Consider the following 16,119-nt stretch of genomic DNA (forward strand, 5'->3'; position numbering starts at 1 on the left):
ACGTCCCCTTATCTTTCCTATCCTGACAAATATACCCTAAATAATTCGAGTTGCATGACAAAACGTTAGCGTTTTGAACAACGCACAAGCAGCTTGAAGTATGACGGGTATAAAACGGCCACGTAAGCAAACTACGCGGCCGACGGGCGTCAATTAGCGGTTATTTGCCACAGTTGATTCCATCCCCCGTTATCATGCCATTGAATACCTGATGCACCATTCTCTATCGAACGGCTGTTAATATCCAAAAGCTTCCCACTGTTCCTATTCAGAATTTTATAATAGCCATCGCCGGCATCCAAAATCAGCCACTGCTGGCTAAAATGACCGGTGTTATACATTTGGAGAATTTGCGCACCATCTTCATTGGCGCTGGAATCAATATCAATGTACTTCCCGCTATTAACATTCACCAGATTGAAGTAACCATTGCCAATCGCGTTAAAATAAAAACGCTGGCTGTCCCAGTTACCGTCACTATATTGTTCAACAAATGCGCCGTCTTCATGTGAACCGCTCACGACATTAAGCGATTTACCACTATGCCGATTAGCGATCTTATAACGGGTTCCGTTGATAAAATTGATTTGCGATTCGGCAAACGCGTCCAGTGCTCGGGTAAATTGCAATACATTGGCTGAAACTTGTGTCGTTGCGCCTAATGCGTAGCCATCCAGCAGCACATTGGCATTACCCGCAGGTTCCCAATAAAAAACCCCGATGCCTTTATTTCCCGGCACCGCCTTAACAAGGTTAATCGTATCCCTAATCGTCCAGTAACTGTCTGTCGGGTTAGTTTCCAAGCCGCCGACTTCAACGACCATAACTTCCTTACCATAGCGGCTCGCCATATCATTGAGGTTGCTAGCCAGTGCGCCGGTGAGCTCCCAATAATTTTTCCCCTCCCAGTAAGGATAGAATGAAAAGCTAATTACATCAGTTTTCCCACCGTGTGTGGTGAGGAAATTGTCAAAAAACCAGCGAGAGTTTGAATTATTATCCCCATGCGCCAAATGGCTGATCACCTTAGAGGAAGGGCTGATCGCTTTAACCGCATCATAGCCCGCATTCAGTAGCTGCGTTAAATTGGCAAACCGACTTGTGCTCCCTTCCGGGAGTAAAATCCCCGGGTTCATTTCGTTACCAACCTGCACCCATTCCGGCGTCACGCCAGCGGAAATGAGCGCAGTCATCACCTCATGTGTGTGGTTATAAACGGCCGTAGTTAATTGGCTAATATTGTAGTTCGCCCACGCAACTGGCTTTATTTGATGACCTGGATCTGCGAAAACATCACTGTAGTGGAAATCCACCATGACACGCATTCCCATCGCTTTGGCACGCTGAGCGGCATCCACCACGCGAGTTTTATCCGTATAACCGAGCATCGTCCAGGTCGTATTATCTTTATGCCATAGTGCACTGGGGTCAGGATTAACAAAAATACGTAGCCGTACAGAGTTTATGCCGTGATCGCGCAATATCTGTAATACATCGCGCTGAGTTCCGACATCGTCACGCCAGGTCACACCCCGATCTTCCAATTGCTTTACCCAGCCAATATCCGCGCCATAAGCAAACGGCTGCGCTGCTTTCGCCACATTGGCTGTCATGAACCCTATAAATAACATTAACAATATAGAGATCATTCCTGAATAGTTATTCTTTTTCATTCATTTCTCCTTGAGGCGATACTCTTAAAGGGTATTTATCACGTAACAACAAAGGGGCAGATTAAAAACAGATGACGATATTTATAAAAATAAATACCGCATAGTAAAATAAGCAGCCGATGTGAATACAAACGGCTGCTTAGTTAAAATTCTGACTCTTCCAATGAGTCAACGTGGCATTTTCTATGGCGTTATTGATCTCCATATAACCAGTTATTCATAGTTAATTCATTCGCTTCCCATTTTCATCAAAAAAATGAAGATGTTCACTACGACATGTGAGCGGGATCGTTGAGTAAGGCACAATGCTATTGTCACCTGATAAATGTACTTTGAAATGATTCACGCCAGAGTAAGTACCAAAAATATACGTGGCATTGCCCAGCCTTTCTGTTACTTCGCTATTGATCGACAGGCTGACGTCTCCTCCTTCCGGATCAATACTCAGATGTTCAGGGCGAATACCCACGGTAATTTTCTGATCGACACGCAATCCATGGCTAGCCAGATTAATAGAAAGCGTATTGAGCTGATTAATCAAGATGCTCACTTTATTTCCTTCAACCTGTAACACTTCACCGGGTAGAAAATTCATATTCGGCGAACCGATAAAACCGGCGACAAAAATATTCTCTGGCTTATGGTATAGCTCCATCGGCGTTCCGACTTGCTCAATATCCCCTTTGTTTAACACCACAATTTTATCTGCCAACGTCATGGCTTCCACTTGATCGTGCGTCACATAAATCATGGTGTTACGCATTTCCTGATGAAGCTGGGCAATCTGCAAACGCATTTCCACGCGCAATTCGGCGTCAAGGTTCGATAAGGGCTCATCGAATAAGAACACTTTAGGATCGCGCACAATAGCCCGCCCAATCGCAACACGCTGACGCTGACCGCCAGATAGCTGTTTCGGTGTTCGATCTAACAAGGCTTCTAGCTGGAGCGTCATCGCAGCCTTTCGCACCATTTTTTCGACTTCAGCTTTGGGGTGCCCATTCATTCTCAACCCAAACCCCATATTTTCAGCCACCGTCATGTGCGGGTACAACGCATATGACTGGAACACCATTGCAATTCCCCGTTCTGCGGGATCGCAATGGTTAACTACACGGTTATCAATATGGATCTCACCATCCGTTATTTCTTCCAATCCCGCGATCATTCTCAGTAACGTCGATTTACCACACCCAGAGGGGCCAACAAATACCACAAATTCGCCTGAATTAATTTCAAGATTGATACGATGGATCGTTTCCGTCTTATCGTAACGCTTCACTATATTCTTTAGTAAAATATCAGCCATATTGAACCTCAAACTTAATTTTCCATTGCGCGTGTATTACTTCACTGCGCCCGTCATACTGGCAATAAATTGCTTTTGCATGGCGAAGAAGATAAGCAAACTAGGAAGAGTAGAAATAACCGTTCCCACCATAATAAGCCCGAAATCTGGAGAATAGGCCGAAGCAAAGCTGGATAGCACCAGATTAATCGTCTTTAATTCAGTAGACTGGAGAACAATAAGCGGCCAGAGAAAAGCATTCCATGACGTCATGAAAACAATGATAAACGCAGCAGAATAGCTGGCTCGCATAATTGGCACATAGACATACAGGAAAATTTTCCACTCTGCGACGCTTTCCACGCGGGCAGCATCGATCAACTCTCTCGGAAACGTTTTAGTACACTGCCTAAAGTAGAAAATAATAAATGCCCCTGCCACCGTCGGCATAATCACGGCAAAATGTGTGTCCAGTAAACCGGCCTTACCAAACATGGTGAAGAGTGGGATCATTAACGCCGCAAACGGAATCATCATCGTCGCTAACAGGGCGACATAGACACGTTCACGATGTTTACTGGAATAAATCTCAAATGCATAACCCGCAATGGAACACACCACAAGCGTCGATACGGTGCTGATCAACGCAATTTTTGATGTATTCCAAAATATCAACGCGAGATCCACCTGGCTCGTCAGATTGGTAAAATTGACCAATAGCTGATCGCCAAACGTAAATTTCCCCATGTTGATTTGGCTGGTGCTATTGGTACTGGATACCACCATCCAATAGAACGGAAAAAGCGAAAAAATGCTCATCAACACGAGAAAAGCATGCATCAATATGCTGTTAATTTTACTTTTTCTCATATTATCCCTTCCGTGCCGCTTTAAATTGAATCAGCGCTAGTATTGCTGAAAAAACAACAATCACGTACGAAACCGTTGCCGCATAACCAAAATTAGGTACAAATTTGAACGACAGATTATAAATATAAAGTGATAATGTCAGGGTCGCATTTGCCGGACCACCATTCGTGATATTCATGGCCTCATCAAACAACTGTAGTGTTCCAATTGTTGATGTCACACTGGTAAAAAGAATGACCGGCTTCAATAATGGTATGGTGATAAAAATAAATTGCTTGATTGGACTAACACCATCGACTCTGGCGGCTTCATAAATCGATTTATCAATATTCTGCATGGCGGAAAGATAAAATATCATATTGTATCCCGTCCAACGCCATGTGATTGCGATAATAATGGTCACCTTCGCCCAAAAAGGATCGGAGAGCCACGGAATCGGATCGTCAATAACATGAATAAACATCAAAAATGAATTAATCACGCCATCCAGTTCAAACATACTCTTAAATAGAATCGAGTAGGCTACCAGAGATGTCACACAGGGTAAAAAAATCGCAATTCTAAACCACTGCCGATATTTAAGCTGCGAAGAATTCAGGCAAGAAGAAATCGCTAATGATAGCAAAATCATAATCGGCACCTGGATCACCAGAAACGTCAGCGTATTCCAAAGCGCCGTTTTAAACATCGGATCATTAAATAAACGAATGACATTTCCCAGGCCGACAAATTGCGTCACCACACCACGACCAGACTGAAAGGAAAGCCAAAGTGATTTGAAAATAGGGTATATCGTCATTAGGGCAATTAACCCAACAGCTATAGAGACAAACGCCCAGCCGTTGATGTTATAAAGCCTATTCATTTTAGGTTTATACATCATTATCACACCATAGATTTCTGGAGAGAAGTGCTTGGGGACTCGCTGTCCCCAAGCTCAGACTCACTACTGCATAATCTGATTTTTTAATGCAGTTTCGGCGCGTTTTAAAACGTCATCAACAGAATCGCCTTTCAGTAATGCGGGTATTTCAGCAGCAATCGCGTTATCCACTTCCTGGGTATACATGCCATAGGAGACCTGTGGGATTTCAGTCACCCATTTAGAGAAATCAGCAAACACAGGCTGCCCACCAAAGAACGGATCTTTTACTGCATAAGCAGGGCCAGAAGTGGCGGGAAGAAAGGTTGCAAGCGCGCCGCGATCAACTAAAAGGGTTTGATACATATCACTATCCGCTGCGAATGTTTTTTTCAGGAATTCAATCGCCTGTTGGGTGTTTTTTCCCCCCTTTAATACATACCAACTCGACCCACCTTGATTAGATGCTCGCACCGCTTTGTCGAGATTTAATCGTGGAATCGGCGCAACACGCCATTTTCCTTTCTGATCTTCGGCACTTTTAATTGAACCAATCACCCATACACCGGAAACCACACTCGCCGATTTCCCAGCATTAAAACTACCAACAAAACTCGACCAGCCAGAGATAGGACGCGCAATTTTCGCGTCGTTAATCGCTTTAATCGTTTTTAACGTTTCTTTCAATGCAGCGTTTTTGGTGAGATTAAGTTGACCTTGATTATCGAAGAACCATTCCCCACCGGACTGCATCATAATATGAGGAAGAACAACATCGTTCATATCGTAGGTCAGCATATCAACGCCAGTTTTTTCTTTTATCTTCTTGCCGATCTCAATATATTTATCCCAGGTAATGTTCTCCATATCACTCTCTTTATATCCGGCCGCTTCCAGATAATCGAGCCGATAGAACATCCCTGCCACGCCGGAATCAAAGGGAATACCGTAAACCTTATTCTCTATCGTCATCACTTTCGTTTTATAAGGCGCGAACTGACTGTAATCGATGGCATCCTGCAATGGCACAAACGCGTCAGGATAAGCCTGAAGGTATTTCTGTGCATTATAATCTTCTATAAGCACAATATCAGGAAGAACATTTTTAACCCCAGAAGCCAACATGGTATTTAATTTCTGTTCAATATCTTCTTTACCTGAGTCGATTACTTTCAGGCTGAAACTTGGATCAGCTTTTTTATATATCGCTGAAGCTTCATGCATTGCCGCAACATTGAAGTTAGGATCCCAGGCCCATACGGTGACGTCAGCAGCCAGGCTTTGAGTCGATAAGCCAAGCGTGAAAAATGAAACTGCAAATAGGGTAGATACTTTATTCTTGATCTTCATCAGAGCAGTCCTTCTTTACTTTTTGTAAAGAGAGAATATGAGTTACTGCATAATGAAGCAACGAGTTACACCGCTTACATTCTTTCATCCAGTGATACGGGTCACACATCAGGGAGAGAAATAGCTGAATATTCGATCTCAATACAAGAAATTTAGGAAAAATTTCCTCAAAAAAAGTCTATACCTGCCCGATAAAAGTGATAAAAACCAGCCAAAAAACCGCCCCATAACATTGAAACTTAAGTGAAAAAACAGAAAAAGAAGAAAAAATAAAACGTTTACTCAGGTAATAATCGGCATAATCACATCGTCACGGCGGGATTACCCAAAAATGAAAACGCTACCACTACACATCAAACGGCACACGGAGAGACCCGTGTGCCATAAAATACGTTTACCCTTTGGCAAACCAGCCGCGAATGATCGCGTGCTGTAGCAGCATGATGGTTTTACCATCCTTGATCCGACCATCGTTCATCATTTCAACGGCTTCGCTGAACGGCAGCTCCAGCACTTCAATATCTTCATCTTCCACACCGCCACCGGAATTATCCCGCAGCGATTCATCGTACTCGGCAGCAAAGAAGTGCAGCCGTTCTGTTACGCCGCCGGGCGACATATAAGCATCAAACAGCTTCTCAACGTTACCGACCGCATAACCGGTTTCTTCTATCGCCTCGTTGCGGATGCACTCTTCAGGCGAATGATCGTCCAGCAAACCGGCGCAGGCTTCCAGCAGCATGCCGCTTTCGTTACCGTTAACGTAGGTGGGAATACGGAATTGTCGTGTCAGAATCACCGTGCCTTTCGCACGGTTGTACAGCAGAATCGTCGCGCCATCACCGCGGTCGTAAACTTCACGAATTTGGCGCACTACGCCACCGCTCTTTCTTTTTAAATCAAAAACATATTTATGAAGGATAAACCAGTGGTCGGATAGCAGCTTCTTTTCGACGATATCAATGGGAGACGACATGCAAACACCTCGGTGATCGATGGCTGGGGGACTCATTTCATTTCTAACGGCGAAGCCATCATAGCCCTTTTGCGCTCCGGCATAAACGGGTAAGGAAACGTGTATCGGGTGGAAATTACGGCATAGTTAAAGCAGGGTGACGCACCAACCCTATGATATTTATGGTTTAGTCTCACACTCTCATTCCGCTCTTTTCGTCCATCTGACGTTTATCGACTATGCTATACCTTAAATCAGTCGCGCTTCAGGAAGTCGCGCTGCGCTTTCGTTTCCCCATCGCTAGCGTCAATTCGTCTCGTCATAACGCGCGTACCGCAACCGCCTTCCATGATTCACTCGAATTCAATACCGCATCACTTCTCAAACCACATCATCGAGGTAGATAACATGAGCCATTTCATTTTCTCTTCACCTAGAAAATGAGTCATTTGAGAATCTGATCAAAGTGGTGAACTGGTGTGTAGCGACGCGGATACATTGAAAAATCTGGACCACGGGTTAACGGCTGAAAACGTTGCCCACGCGATTATTGCCGTCGACGCGTTCAGTAAAACCATCAGCTAACCGCAATTGAGGTAAAACCAGCTCCAGAGAAATCAGCACAATGGAGCCGGACTGGGTATAACAGACGCGTGTCTCACTACCGAATTCATGCCAGAAAACGTTCTCTCTGCGTCATCAACCTGCTCATTACTATTCACTTTTATTTGGCGAGAAAGCGGGCAGGATAACGGTATATTCTCTATGCCTTGGGTCATCGCATGATGGAACGTCCCCGTTTTATTGCTCTATCGGATACGCTGACGCTCGCCCTGTTTGGGGCGAGCGTACTGACATTAGGTATGGGGCTTGGGCGCTTTTTATATACACCGATGCTGCCTGTCATGCTGGCTGAAGGTGATTTCACCTTCAGCCAGCTTTCGTACATTGCCAGCGCAAACTACGCCGGCTATCTGTTCGGTAGCCTGTTTTTCTCTTTTAGCCGTCGTGCCTCAACCTCTCAGCCTGTGTTCCTGCTGTTTGCCGCAGCGGCCGCGACCAGCGTGTTGCTCTTCGCGATGACATTGACCACCAGTACAATGCTGGTCATGCTCATTCGCTTCATCGCGGGGATCGCCAGCGCGGCGCTGATGATCTTCGGCTCCCTGATCGTTTTGCACCACACAAGGCATAGCGGCATTATTGCCTCGCTCTATGCCGGGGTTGGCGTAGGGATCGTGTTAGGCAATGAATACATCATTATTGGGCAGTATTACGCACTGTCTGCCGAGCAATTGTGGTGGGGAGCCGCGCTGATCTCCGCACTACTTCTGCTCACTCTACTCATACTTTCGCCGCATAAAACGACCGTATCACCGCGGCAGATTGCCCATGTCGATGAACAGCCTCATCTTGGCTGGCGACGGCTTGCGCTGCTATACGGTCTCGCGGGCTTCGGTTATATCGTCGTCGCCACTTATCTGCCGTTGATGGTGACGGCGCTAGACGTACCGCGCTTATCCCTGCATTTATGGTCACTGGTTGGGCTGGCAATCATTCCTGGCTGCTTTTTCTGGCTATGGGCCGCCAGCCGTTGGGGAACGTTACCCTGCCTGACCGCTAATCTGCTGATTCAGGGCGTGTGTGTCCTACTGACGCTGTTCAGCCACTCTCTCGTAGCATTGATATTCAGCTGTATCGGCTTTGGTGCTACTTTTATGGGAACCACCTCACTAGTGATGCCATTAGCCAAACGGCTACACGCGCCGCACGGCATCAACCTGCTTGGGCTAGTGACGCTCACTTACGGTATTGGTCAGATTCTTGGTCCACTACTCACCAGCGTCCTGACGACTACCCACGCTGTCGCGCCTGCGATTCTGTGTAGCGCAGCAGCACTTTTCATCGCGGCTGGGCTCTGCGTACCCCGCCGCCGCTCATCCCCCTAATCCCGGAGAATCTATGCCGTACGTCAATATCAAAATCACCAATGAAGGCGTCACCGCTGAACAAAAACGTCAATTGATTGAAGGCGTAACTCAGTTGCTGGTCGATGTGCTCAATAAGAACCCGAAAACCACCGTGGTGGTAATTGAAGAAGTCGAAACGGATAACTGGGGAATCGGCGGCGTGCCAGTGACGGAGTTGAGGAAGGCGAGCAAATAGCGAAACGGTGCCACGCTATGTGGCACCAGATTTATATACCCAACATGGTATCAATCAGCAGATACATATTCAGAGAAACCACTAGCACGACAATGAGTTGCCCGATGCGCTGCACCCATTTGCCATTAACCATCGGTCCCATCAGTTCACGGTTGCCGGTGAACGACAGCAAAGGAACCAGCGCCAGCGCAATCCCGAAGCTCAGCACCACCTGGCTCAACACCAGCACGCGCGTCGGATCCATACCGGACAGAATCACGATAAACGACGGCAGCATCGTCACAGAACGACGAACCCAAAGCGGGATATGGAAGCGCACGAACCCTTGCATTACCACCTGACCCGCCAGCGTACCGACTACGGTGGAAGAAAGACCCGCCGCCACCAGGCTCAGACCGAAAATTACCGCGGCGGCTTTACCCAACAGCGGCTCTAACGTCAGATAGGCTTTATCCAGATCGGCAATATCCTGATTGCCGCTGAAGTGAAACGCTGCCGCCGCCGTTGCCATCATCGCCAGATTGACAAACCCGGCAATCGTCATCGCAATCGCGACATCGACTTTCGTTGCAGAATAGCGCTCGGCACGGGAATGACCGCCTTCATGCTGCGTCAGGGAAGAGTGTAGGTAAATCACATGCGGCATAATCGTCGCCCCCAACACGCCTGCGGCCAGCAGCACGGCATCGGAGGTCGGCAAGCTAGGGATTGCCATGCCTTTGGCTAAAGCGGACAGCTCAGGCTGAGAAAATACCAGTTCGACAATATACGCTGCCGCAACAAACAGCAGCAGGCCACCGATGACCATCTCCAGCGGCTTCTGACCGCGTTGTTGCAGCATGAGAATCAGGAAAGTAGCTATCGCGGTAAGGATCGCGCCTTCCAGCAGCGACACGCCCAATAGCAGTTTGAAACCTATCGCCGCACCGATAAACTCGGCAAGATCGGTCGCCATCGCAATAATTTCGGCCTGCACCCAATACGCCCAAACGGCGGGACGCGGAAAGCGATCGCGGATATGTTCCGCCAGATTCTTACCCGTTGCGATGCCTAATTTGGCAGACAACAGTTGAATCAGCATCGCCATCAGGTTCGCCCACACCACCACCCATAGCAGCGTATAGCCATAGGACGCGCCAGACTGAATGTTCGTGGCAAAATTACCTGGATCGATATAACCAATCGCCGCGATAAACGCCGGCCCCATCAGAGAAAGTTTGACCTTCCTTGATCTACGGCTTGTGGACTCGATAACACGGCTACCCGGCATAGTATGACCCTTCTAACACTGTTGTTTTATTACTCTCACAAAAATGATAATGATTATCAAGTGCATTTAGAGTGGTAATACCAATTCTTTTGATAGCTAACGATGATGAGTCATTCAAAACCTAGAAAACATCTTTTTTATCAAACAAATATTAACAAAATACAAACAAAAAACCCCATACGGAAAGCACGGGGTTCGGCATGTAGAGACGTTTTAAATAGCGTGCGTAAAAGCAGAGAGTATTAGTCTTGTGCTTTTGATACAGCAACCATCGCCGGACGCAGCAAACGGCCGTTCAACGTGTAGCCTTTTTGCATGACCATCATGACATGGTTGGGCTGGTGATCGGCTGAAGGTAACATCGTCATCGCCTGATGCACTTCTGGGTTAAACGGTACACCCACATCACCGACCACCTCGATACCGAATTTATGCACGGCATCCAGCAGCGATTTCAGCGTCAATTCGACACCCTCAATCATTGCAGCCAGTGATTCATTAGCTTTGTCCGCCGTATCCAGCGCACGTTCCAGGTTATCGATGACTGGCAGCATTTCACTGGCAAATTTCTCTACCGCAAATTTATGCGCTTTCTCGACATCCATTTCCGCACGGCGGCGAACGTTATCGGCTTCAGCACGGACGCGCAGCATATTGTCACGTTCGCGCTGTTGCAGTTCACTAAACTGGGCTTCCAGCTCGGCGATGCGCGCATCACGCGGGTCAGCTACGTCTGCCGTCTCTGGCGTGGCATCCGCTTGCTGCCCTTTTGCTGCTTCCTTTTGATCCAGGACTTGCTCGTCAGGCGTTTTCTGTTCTTTACTACTCATGAAATTCTCCGCGGTTTAGCATTAATCTCGCTAGTTGCTTATTATGGGGATCAAAATCGGGGATTCAAGGGAATCGGTCATATATTGGTTCCCAACGCTGCCGATACACCACGCTGAGGACAAAACAGCAATGAACACACCACTTACAATGAACAGGCCGTTTAATTGTATTGGCATTGTCGGCCACCCGCGCCACCCAACGGCGTTGGCGACGCATGAGATGCTCTACCATTGGCTCACCGAAAAAGGCTACTCCGTTCTAATCGAACAACAGATTGCACGGGAACTTAACCTGAAAGATGCACCGACAGGTAGCCTTGCCGACATCGGTCAGCAGGCGGATCTCGCGGTGGTTGTCGGCGGTGATGGCAACATGCTGGGCGCAGCGCGTGTACTGTCACGCTATGACATCAAGGTGATCGGCGTAAACCGTGGCAATCTCGGCTTTTTAACTGACCTCGATCCCGATCATGCGCAGCAGCAGCTTTCTGACGTTCTCGACGGCCATTATCTGAGCGAACAGCGCTTTATGCTGGAAGCGCACGTTTGCCGCACAAACCAGCCCGACAGCATCAGTACTGCCATTAACGAAGTGGTACTTCACCCAGGGAAAGTGGCACATATGATTGAATTTGAAGTCTATATTGACGACAAATTCGCTTTTTCCCAGCGTTCGGATGGCCTGATTATCGCCACGCCTACAGGCTCAACCGCCTATTCGCTTTCCGCTGGCGGCCCTATCCTGACGCCATCTTTGGAAGCCATTGCGCTGGTGCCGATGTTCCCGCACACGTTGTCTGCACGCCCGCTGGTGATCAATAGCAGCAGCACGATTCGGCTGAAATTTTCCTGCATTACCAATGACCTGGAAATCAGCTGTGACAGCCAGATTGCGCTACCGGTGCAGGAAGGTGAAGAAGTGCTGATTCGCCGTAGCGAACATTACCTGAATCTGATTCACCCAAAAAATTATAGTTATTTCAACACGCTAAGCTCTAAACTCGGCTGGTCAAAAAAATTATTCTAAAATTCTATCCAGCTACTTTACTGTATATAAAACCAGTTTATACTGTATGTAATCACATGTGATTACATACAGGGGTTTATCATGCTGGCGCAACTCACTATCAGTAACTTCGCCATCGTGCGCGAATTAGAAATCGATTTTCAGTCAGGAATGAGCGTAATCACCGGAGAAACCGGTGCGGGGAAATCGATCGCGATTGATGCCCTCGGTTTATGTCTGGGAAATCGTTCTGACGCCAGCATGGTCAGGCCGGGGGCTGCCCGAGCCGACATCTGCGCCCGCTTCGCGCTGACGGATACCCCGATGGCACGTCAGTGGCTGGAAGAAAACCAGTTGGATGACAGCAACGAGTGCCTGTTACGCCGCGTGATTAGCGCCGATGGTCGTTCACGCGGCTTTATTAACGGCACCGCCGTGCCGCTGTCCCAACTGCGTGAACTCGGCCAGCACCTGATTCAGGTACACGGCCAGCATGCTCATCAGCTACTGCTGCGCCCCGATCATCAAAAACACCTGCTAGATGCTTATGCCGATGAACCAAAATTGCTGGTTGCTATGCAACAGGTCTGGCATCAGTGGCACCAAAGCTGCCGCGCACTGGCACAACTGCAACAGGCGGCAATTGAACGCGAAGCCCGCCGAGAACTGCTGCAATACCAATTAAAAGAACTAAATGAATTCGCCCCACAGCCTGGCGAATACGAACAGATTGACATTGAATATAAGCGTCTGGCAAATAGCGGTCAGCTCCTGACGATGAGCCAACAGGCCATGCAATTGCTGAGTGAAGACGAAGAGCAAAACATAATCAGTATGCTACACAGCGTAAAACATCAGCTTGGCGAACTCATCAGTATGGATGACAAGCTGTCCGGCGTGCTGTCCATGCTCGAAGAGGCCGGCATTCAACTCAGTGAAGCCAGCGATGAGCTGCGCCACTACAGTGAACAGATGGATCTCGACCCAATTCGACTGTATGAGCTAGAACAGCGCCTGTCGCGTCAGCTCGCGCTGGCACGCAAACACCATGTTGCTCCTGAGGCGCTCCCCGCGTTCCATCAGCAGCTATTAGAAGAACAGCAGCAGTTGGAACAACAGGAAAACGACCACGACGCGCTCAGCGCCTCCGTCGGCGAATATCATCAGCAGGCGCTGCACCTTGCAGAACAGCTGCACGTGCGCCGCCAGCATCACGCCAGTGAACTGGCACAGCTCATCACCACCAATATGCGTGAACTAGCCATGCCACACGGCCACTTCACTATTGATGTGAAATTTACACCAGACAGCCTGACGGCTACTGGTGCCGACAATATTGAATTCCGCGTAACTACCAACCCCGGTCAACCGCATCAGACTCTGGCGAAAGTGGCATCGGGCGGTGAGCTGTCGCGTATCGCACTGATTATTCAGGTCATTACCGCGCAGAAAATGGATACGCCAGCGATGATCTTCGATGAGGTCGATGTGGGTATTAGCGGACCAACCGCCGCCATCGTCGGCAGAATGCTGCGTCAGCTTGGCGAATCCACGCAGGTTATGTGCGTGACTCACCTGCCGCAAGTCGCAGGCTGCGGTCATCAGCACTTCTTCGTAAGTAAACAAACGGACGGCGCAGAAACAGAAACGTTGATGCAACCGTTGGATAAACGCGCAAGACTACAGGAATTGGCTCGTCTCCTGGGCGGCAGCGCCGTGACCAAAAATACGCTGGCGAACGCCAAAGAATTGCTGGCAGCCTAAAATCTGCTGCTGACAGGGCAAGAAAGGCGCATCACAGGTAAAAAAGCTCAACTTTTTTACCTTCCTGGGGTCATACAAACGCCTTGTAGGTTTCCAAGTCCTGCAAGGTCTATTATCATCGGCAACCTATGCCCTTAAGGAATGTAATCACTATGCGCTGTAAAACGCTGACTGTCGTCGCCGCGGTGGTTGTTATGCTGACTGCCGGTTGTTCCACGCTGGAAAAGGTGGTGTATCGGCCGGACATCAATCAGGGAAACTATCTGGCACCGGCTGACGTTGCAAAAATTCATACCGGCATGACCAAACAACAGGTCGCTTATACGCTGGGTACGCCTATGATGCAGGATCCGTTTGGCAGCGATACCTGGTTTTACGTCTTCCGCCAGCAGCCTGGCCATGAATCGGTAAAACAACAGACGCTGACGCTGACCTTTAGCGGCAGTGGCGTGTTAACCAACATCAACAATAAGCCTGCGCTGGATTAATGCTTTCAATGACGCTCCGTTGAATCCGGATGAATGATCTTACCAGCCAGAAGCGTCGCTTTAAGACGAAGTCCACTGCGGCAAAGTACTTAAGGGAAGCCAACGCGTATGCGGTTTGAGGTATGACAGGTGTAACAGCAGGCAAATCTGAAATGCTCAGATTTGCCTGTGTTTTTTATAAGAACATGCCGGTAAAGACGATTGGCGGGTACATCATTTGCCGTTCAACGACATTACTCAGGATTTATTCTTAGAACGTTCCGCGCGCTGGCGACGTAACTCTTTCGGATCGGCAATCAACGGACGATAAATCTCTACGCGATCGCCATCCTGCACCCTATCAGCCAGCTTCGCCGCACGGCTGTAAACACCGACTTTATTCACCTGCAAATCGATATCATGGCGCAGTTCCAGCAGGCCCGACGCTACGATAGCCTGCTCAACCGTACTGCCCTCTTCCAGCTTCACCGTGCGTAGATACTGGCGTTCTGGCAACGCGTAGACCACATCAACCTGCATTGCGGACACTGTAGACCTCTTTGGCTCGCTGCGTAAAAGCTTGCACCATATTTCCTGCCAGCTCCTTGAATACTTTGCCAAAAGCGAGTTCAATCAAGGCATTGGTGAATTCAAATTCCAGATGCAGCTCGACTTTACAGGCATCGGCACTCAGTGGCGTAAAATGCCAGTCGCCACTCAGTTGACGGAATGGACCATCGACCAGTTGCATATTGATATTCTGGTTGTGCGTCAGCGTATTACGTGTAGTAAATGTCTTGCTGATACCTGCTTTGGAAACGTCCACAGCGGCAGTCATCCCCTCTTCTGAACAAGAGAGCACGCGACTTCCCGTACAGCCCGGCAAAAACCCGGGGTAGGAAGCGACATCATTCACCAGCTTGTACATCTGCTCTACACTGAACGGCACCAATGCGGAACGACTTATCTTTGGCATACTATTTTCCGTGATTCATAAACGCGCAAAATAATAGCATTGATAGCCCGGCAGGCAAAAATTCTGCGAAGCTTATCGCACGATATCATTAACCACCACACGGACACACGGCGGGGATTTCATTCCCAATGACATCCAGTATAATGACGGCACTATGACAAAGAAAAAAGCATACAAACCCGGTTCTGCCACCATTGCGCAAAACAAGCGCGCCCGTCACGAATACTTCATTGAGGAAGAATTTGAGGCCGGTCTTGCGCTGCAAGGATGGGAAGTCAAATCACTGCGCGCAGGCAAAGCAAACCTCAGCGACAGCTATGTCACCTTCATGAACGGTGAGGCTTACTTGTTTGGCGCAACAATCACACCGCTAAACGTAGCTTCATCACACGTTGTTTGCGATCCTATTCGCACGCGTAAACTCCTGCTCAACAAACGCGAGCTAGAGTCGCTGTTTGGCCGCGTCAGCCGTGATGGCTATACGGTCATCGCACTGTCCATGTATTGGAAAAATGCCTGGAGCAAAGTCAAAATCGGCGTGGCGAAAGGTAAAAAAGATCACGACAAGCGTGATGACATCAAAGAACGTGAATGGAAGTTAGATAAAGCCCGTATCATGAAAAACGCCAATCGCTAAGCCAC

16 protein-coding genes and 1 pseudogene are annotated in these 16,119 nt (G+C 48.3%); 7 read left to right on the forward strand and 10 right to left on the reverse strand.

Annotated features, from left to right (window positions below; translation table 11 throughout):
• Positions 1 to 149: 149 nt before the first annotated feature.
• The 6 genes from KP22_RS08770 to nudK form a co-directional block, all read right to left on the reverse strand.
• Entirely contained in the window at positions 150 to 1,673 is a 1,524-nt protein-coding gene (locus KP22_RS08770; RefSeq protein WP_039323758.1) for a glycosyl hydrolase 53 family protein, read from the reverse strand.
• 223 nt (positions 1,674 to 1,896) lie between these two features.
• Complete coding sequence (locus KP22_RS08775) at positions 1,897 to 2,982, reverse strand: ABC transporter ATP-binding protein (RefSeq protein WP_039323761.1); 1,086 nt, start codon at positions 2,980 to 2,982, stop codon at positions 1,897 to 1,899.
• 36 nt (positions 2,983 to 3,018) lie between these two features.
• Entirely contained in the window at positions 3,019 to 3,831 is an 813-nt protein-coding gene (locus KP22_RS08780) for a carbohydrate ABC transporter permease (protein WP_011092454.1), read from the reverse strand.
• Position 3,832: 1 nt separating this feature from the next.
• On the reverse strand, positions 3,833 to 4,714 hold the full coding sequence (locus tag KP22_RS08785) for a carbohydrate ABC transporter permease (RefSeq protein ID WP_039303637.1): 882 nt from the start codon (positions 4,712 to 4,714) through the stop codon (positions 3,833 to 3,835).
• 63 nt (positions 4,715 to 4,777) lie between these two features.
• Positions 4,778 to 6,043 (reverse strand): extracellular solute-binding protein, encoded by a 1,266-nt coding sequence (locus KP22_RS08790; RefSeq protein WP_039303634.1) that lies wholly within the window; start codon positions 6,041 to 6,043, stop codon positions 4,778 to 4,780.
• Positions 6,044 to 6,437: 394 nt separating this feature from the next.
• The gene (nudK, locus tag KP22_RS08795; RefSeq protein ID WP_039303631.1) at positions 6,438 to 7,019 is read right to left on the reverse strand and encodes a GDP-mannose pyrophosphatase NudK; all 582 of its coding nucleotides are present in this window, start codon (positions 7,017 to 7,019) and stop codon (positions 6,438 to 6,440) included.
• Between the two features lie 406 nt (positions 7,020 to 7,425).
• Here nudK and KP22_RS22745 point away from each other — a divergent pair.
• From KP22_RS22745 to KP22_RS08805, 3 genes and pseudogenes are all read left to right on the forward strand, one after another.
• Positions 7,426 to 7,583, forward strand: a pseudogene (locus KP22_RS22745) (glycerol dehydrogenase); the annotation flags it as partial.
• Between the two features lie 197 nt (positions 7,584 to 7,780).
• The gene (locus tag KP22_RS08800; RefSeq protein WP_039323764.1) at positions 7,781 to 8,947 is read left to right on the forward strand and encodes an MFS transporter; all 1,167 of its coding nucleotides are present in this window, start codon (positions 7,781 to 7,783) and stop codon (positions 8,945 to 8,947) included.
• A gap of 13 nt (positions 8,948 to 8,960) precedes the next feature.
• Positions 8,961 to 9,164, forward strand: a complete 204-nt coding sequence (locus tag KP22_RS08805) for a 2-hydroxymuconate tautomerase family protein (RefSeq protein WP_039323766.1) — start codon at positions 8,961 to 8,963, stop codon at positions 9,162 to 9,164.
• Between the two features lie 31 nt (positions 9,165 to 9,195).
• Here KP22_RS08805 and KP22_RS08810 read toward each other — a convergent pair whose 3' ends face one another.
• Together KP22_RS08810 and grpE are read right to left on the reverse strand one after the other, a co-directional pair.
• Positions 9,196 to 10,434: an Nramp family divalent metal transporter gene (locus KP22_RS08810; protein WP_039303625.1), complete on the reverse strand. Its 1,239-nt coding sequence runs from the start codon at positions 10,432 to 10,434 to the stop codon at positions 9,196 to 9,198.
• 242 nt (positions 10,435 to 10,676) lie between these two features.
• Positions 10,677 to 11,264, reverse strand: coding sequence for a nucleotide exchange factor GrpE (gene grpE, locus KP22_RS08815; protein WP_039303622.1), 588 nt, complete (start codon positions 11,262 to 11,264; stop codon positions 10,677 to 10,679).
• 148 nt (positions 11,265 to 11,412) lie between these two features.
• Between grpE and nadK the strand changes: the two genes are divergently transcribed.
• From nadK to bamE, 3 genes are all read left to right on the forward strand, one after another.
• Positions 11,413 to 12,291, forward strand: coding sequence for an NAD(+) kinase (gene nadK / locus KP22_RS08820; protein WP_039303620.1), 879 nt, complete (start codon positions 11,413 to 11,415; stop codon positions 12,289 to 12,291).
• Between the two features lie 81 nt (positions 12,292 to 12,372).
• Positions 12,373 to 14,034, forward strand: a complete 1,662-nt coding sequence (gene recN / locus KP22_RS08825) for a DNA repair protein RecN (protein ID WP_039303617.1) — start codon at positions 12,373 to 12,375, stop codon at positions 14,032 to 14,034.
• A gap of 152 nt (positions 14,035 to 14,186) precedes the next feature.
• Complete coding sequence (gene bamE / locus KP22_RS08830) at positions 14,187 to 14,522, forward strand: outer membrane protein assembly factor BamE (protein WP_011092444.1); 336 nt, start codon at positions 14,187 to 14,189, stop codon at positions 14,520 to 14,522.
• Positions 14,523 to 14,759: 237 nt separating this feature from the next.
• Here the strand turns inward: bamE and KP22_RS08835 are convergent, their stop codons facing one another.
• Both KP22_RS08835 and KP22_RS08840 read right to left on the reverse strand, forming a co-directional pair.
• The gene (locus KP22_RS08835; RefSeq protein WP_414625928.1) at positions 14,760 to 15,041 is read right to left on the reverse strand and encodes an RnfH family protein; all 282 of its coding nucleotides are present in this window, start codon (positions 15,039 to 15,041) and stop codon (positions 14,760 to 14,762) included.
• The gene (locus tag KP22_RS08840; RefSeq protein ID WP_039303611.1) at positions 15,031 to 15,477 is read right to left on the reverse strand and encodes a type II toxin-antitoxin system RatA family toxin; all 447 of its coding nucleotides are present in this window, start codon (positions 15,475 to 15,477) and stop codon (positions 15,031 to 15,033) included. Before KP22_RS08840 ends, KP22_RS08835 begins: the two co-directional genes overlap by 11 nt.
• Before the next feature lie 154 nt (positions 15,478 to 15,631).
• Here KP22_RS08840 and smpB point away from each other — a divergent pair, with 154 nt between their 5' ends.
• Positions 15,632 to 16,114, forward strand: coding sequence for an SsrA-binding protein SmpB (smpB, locus tag KP22_RS08845; protein WP_039303608.1), 483 nt, complete (start codon positions 15,632 to 15,634; stop codon positions 16,112 to 16,114).
• The last annotated feature ends 5 nt before the right edge of the window (positions 16,115 to 16,119 follow it).

This window comes from Pectobacterium betavasculorum, assembly GCF_000749845.1.
GTDB lineage: Bacteria > Pseudomonadota > Gammaproteobacteria > Enterobacterales > Enterobacteriaceae > Pectobacterium > Pectobacterium betavasculorum.

Bases quoted from the DNA above. Each gene is read 5' to 3' on its own strand.
- KP22_RS08835 (WP_414625928.1), bottom strand. From the start codon at position 15,041: ATGCAGGTTGATGTGGTCTACGCGTTGCCAGAACGCCAGTATCTACGC.
- KP22_RS08840 (WP_039303611.1), bottom strand. From the start codon at position 15,477: ATGCCAAAGATAAGTCGTTCCGCATTGGTGCCGTTCAGTGTAGAGCAG.
- bamE (WP_011092444.1), top strand. From the start codon at position 14,187: ATGCGCTGTAAAACGCTGACTGTCGTCGCCGCGGTGGTTGTTATGCTG.
- KP22_RS08805 (WP_039323766.1), top strand. From the start codon at position 8,961: ATGCCGTACGTCAATATCAAAATCACCAATGAAGGCGTCACCGCTGAA.
- KP22_RS08780 (WP_011092454.1), bottom strand. From the start codon at position 3,831: ATGAGAAAAAGTAAAATTAACAGCATATTGATGCATGCTTTTCTCGTG.
- nadK (WP_039303620.1), top strand. From the start codon at position 11,413: ATGAACAGGCCGTTTAATTGTATTGGCATTGTCGGCCACCCGCGCCAC.
- KP22_RS08810 (WP_039303625.1), bottom strand. From the start codon at position 10,434: ATGCCGGGTAGCCGTGTTATCGAGTCCACAAGCCGTAGATCAAGGAAG.
- KP22_RS08785 (WP_039303637.1), bottom strand. From the start codon at position 4,714: ATGATGTATAAACCTAAAATGAATAGGCTTTATAACATCAACGGCTGG.
- KP22_RS08775 (WP_039323761.1), bottom strand. From the start codon at position 2,982: ATGGCTGATATTTTACTAAAGAATATAGTGAAGCGTTACGATAAGACG.
- KP22_RS08770 (WP_039323758.1), bottom strand. From the start codon at position 1,673: ATGAAAAAGAATAACTATTCAGGAATGATCTCTATATTGTTAATGTTA.
- smpB (WP_039303608.1), top strand. From the start codon at position 15,632: ATGACAAAGAAAAAAGCATACAAACCCGGTTCTGCCACCATTGCGCAA.
- nudK (WP_039303631.1), bottom strand. From the start codon at position 7,019: ATGTCGTCTCCCATTGATATCGTCGAAAAGAAGCTGCTATCCGACCAC.
- KP22_RS08800 (WP_039323764.1), top strand. From the start codon at position 7,781: ATGATGGAACGTCCCCGTTTTATTGCTCTATCGGATACGCTGACGCTC.
- grpE (WP_039303622.1), bottom strand. From the start codon at position 11,264: ATGAGTAGTAAAGAACAGAAAACGCCTGACGAGCAAGTCCTGGATCAA.
- KP22_RS08790 (WP_039303634.1), bottom strand. From the start codon at position 6,043: ATGAAGATCAAGAATAAAGTATCTACCCTATTTGCAGTTTCATTTTTC.
- recN (WP_039303617.1), top strand. From the start codon at position 12,373: ATGCTGGCGCAACTCACTATCAGTAACTTCGCCATCGTGCGCGAATTA.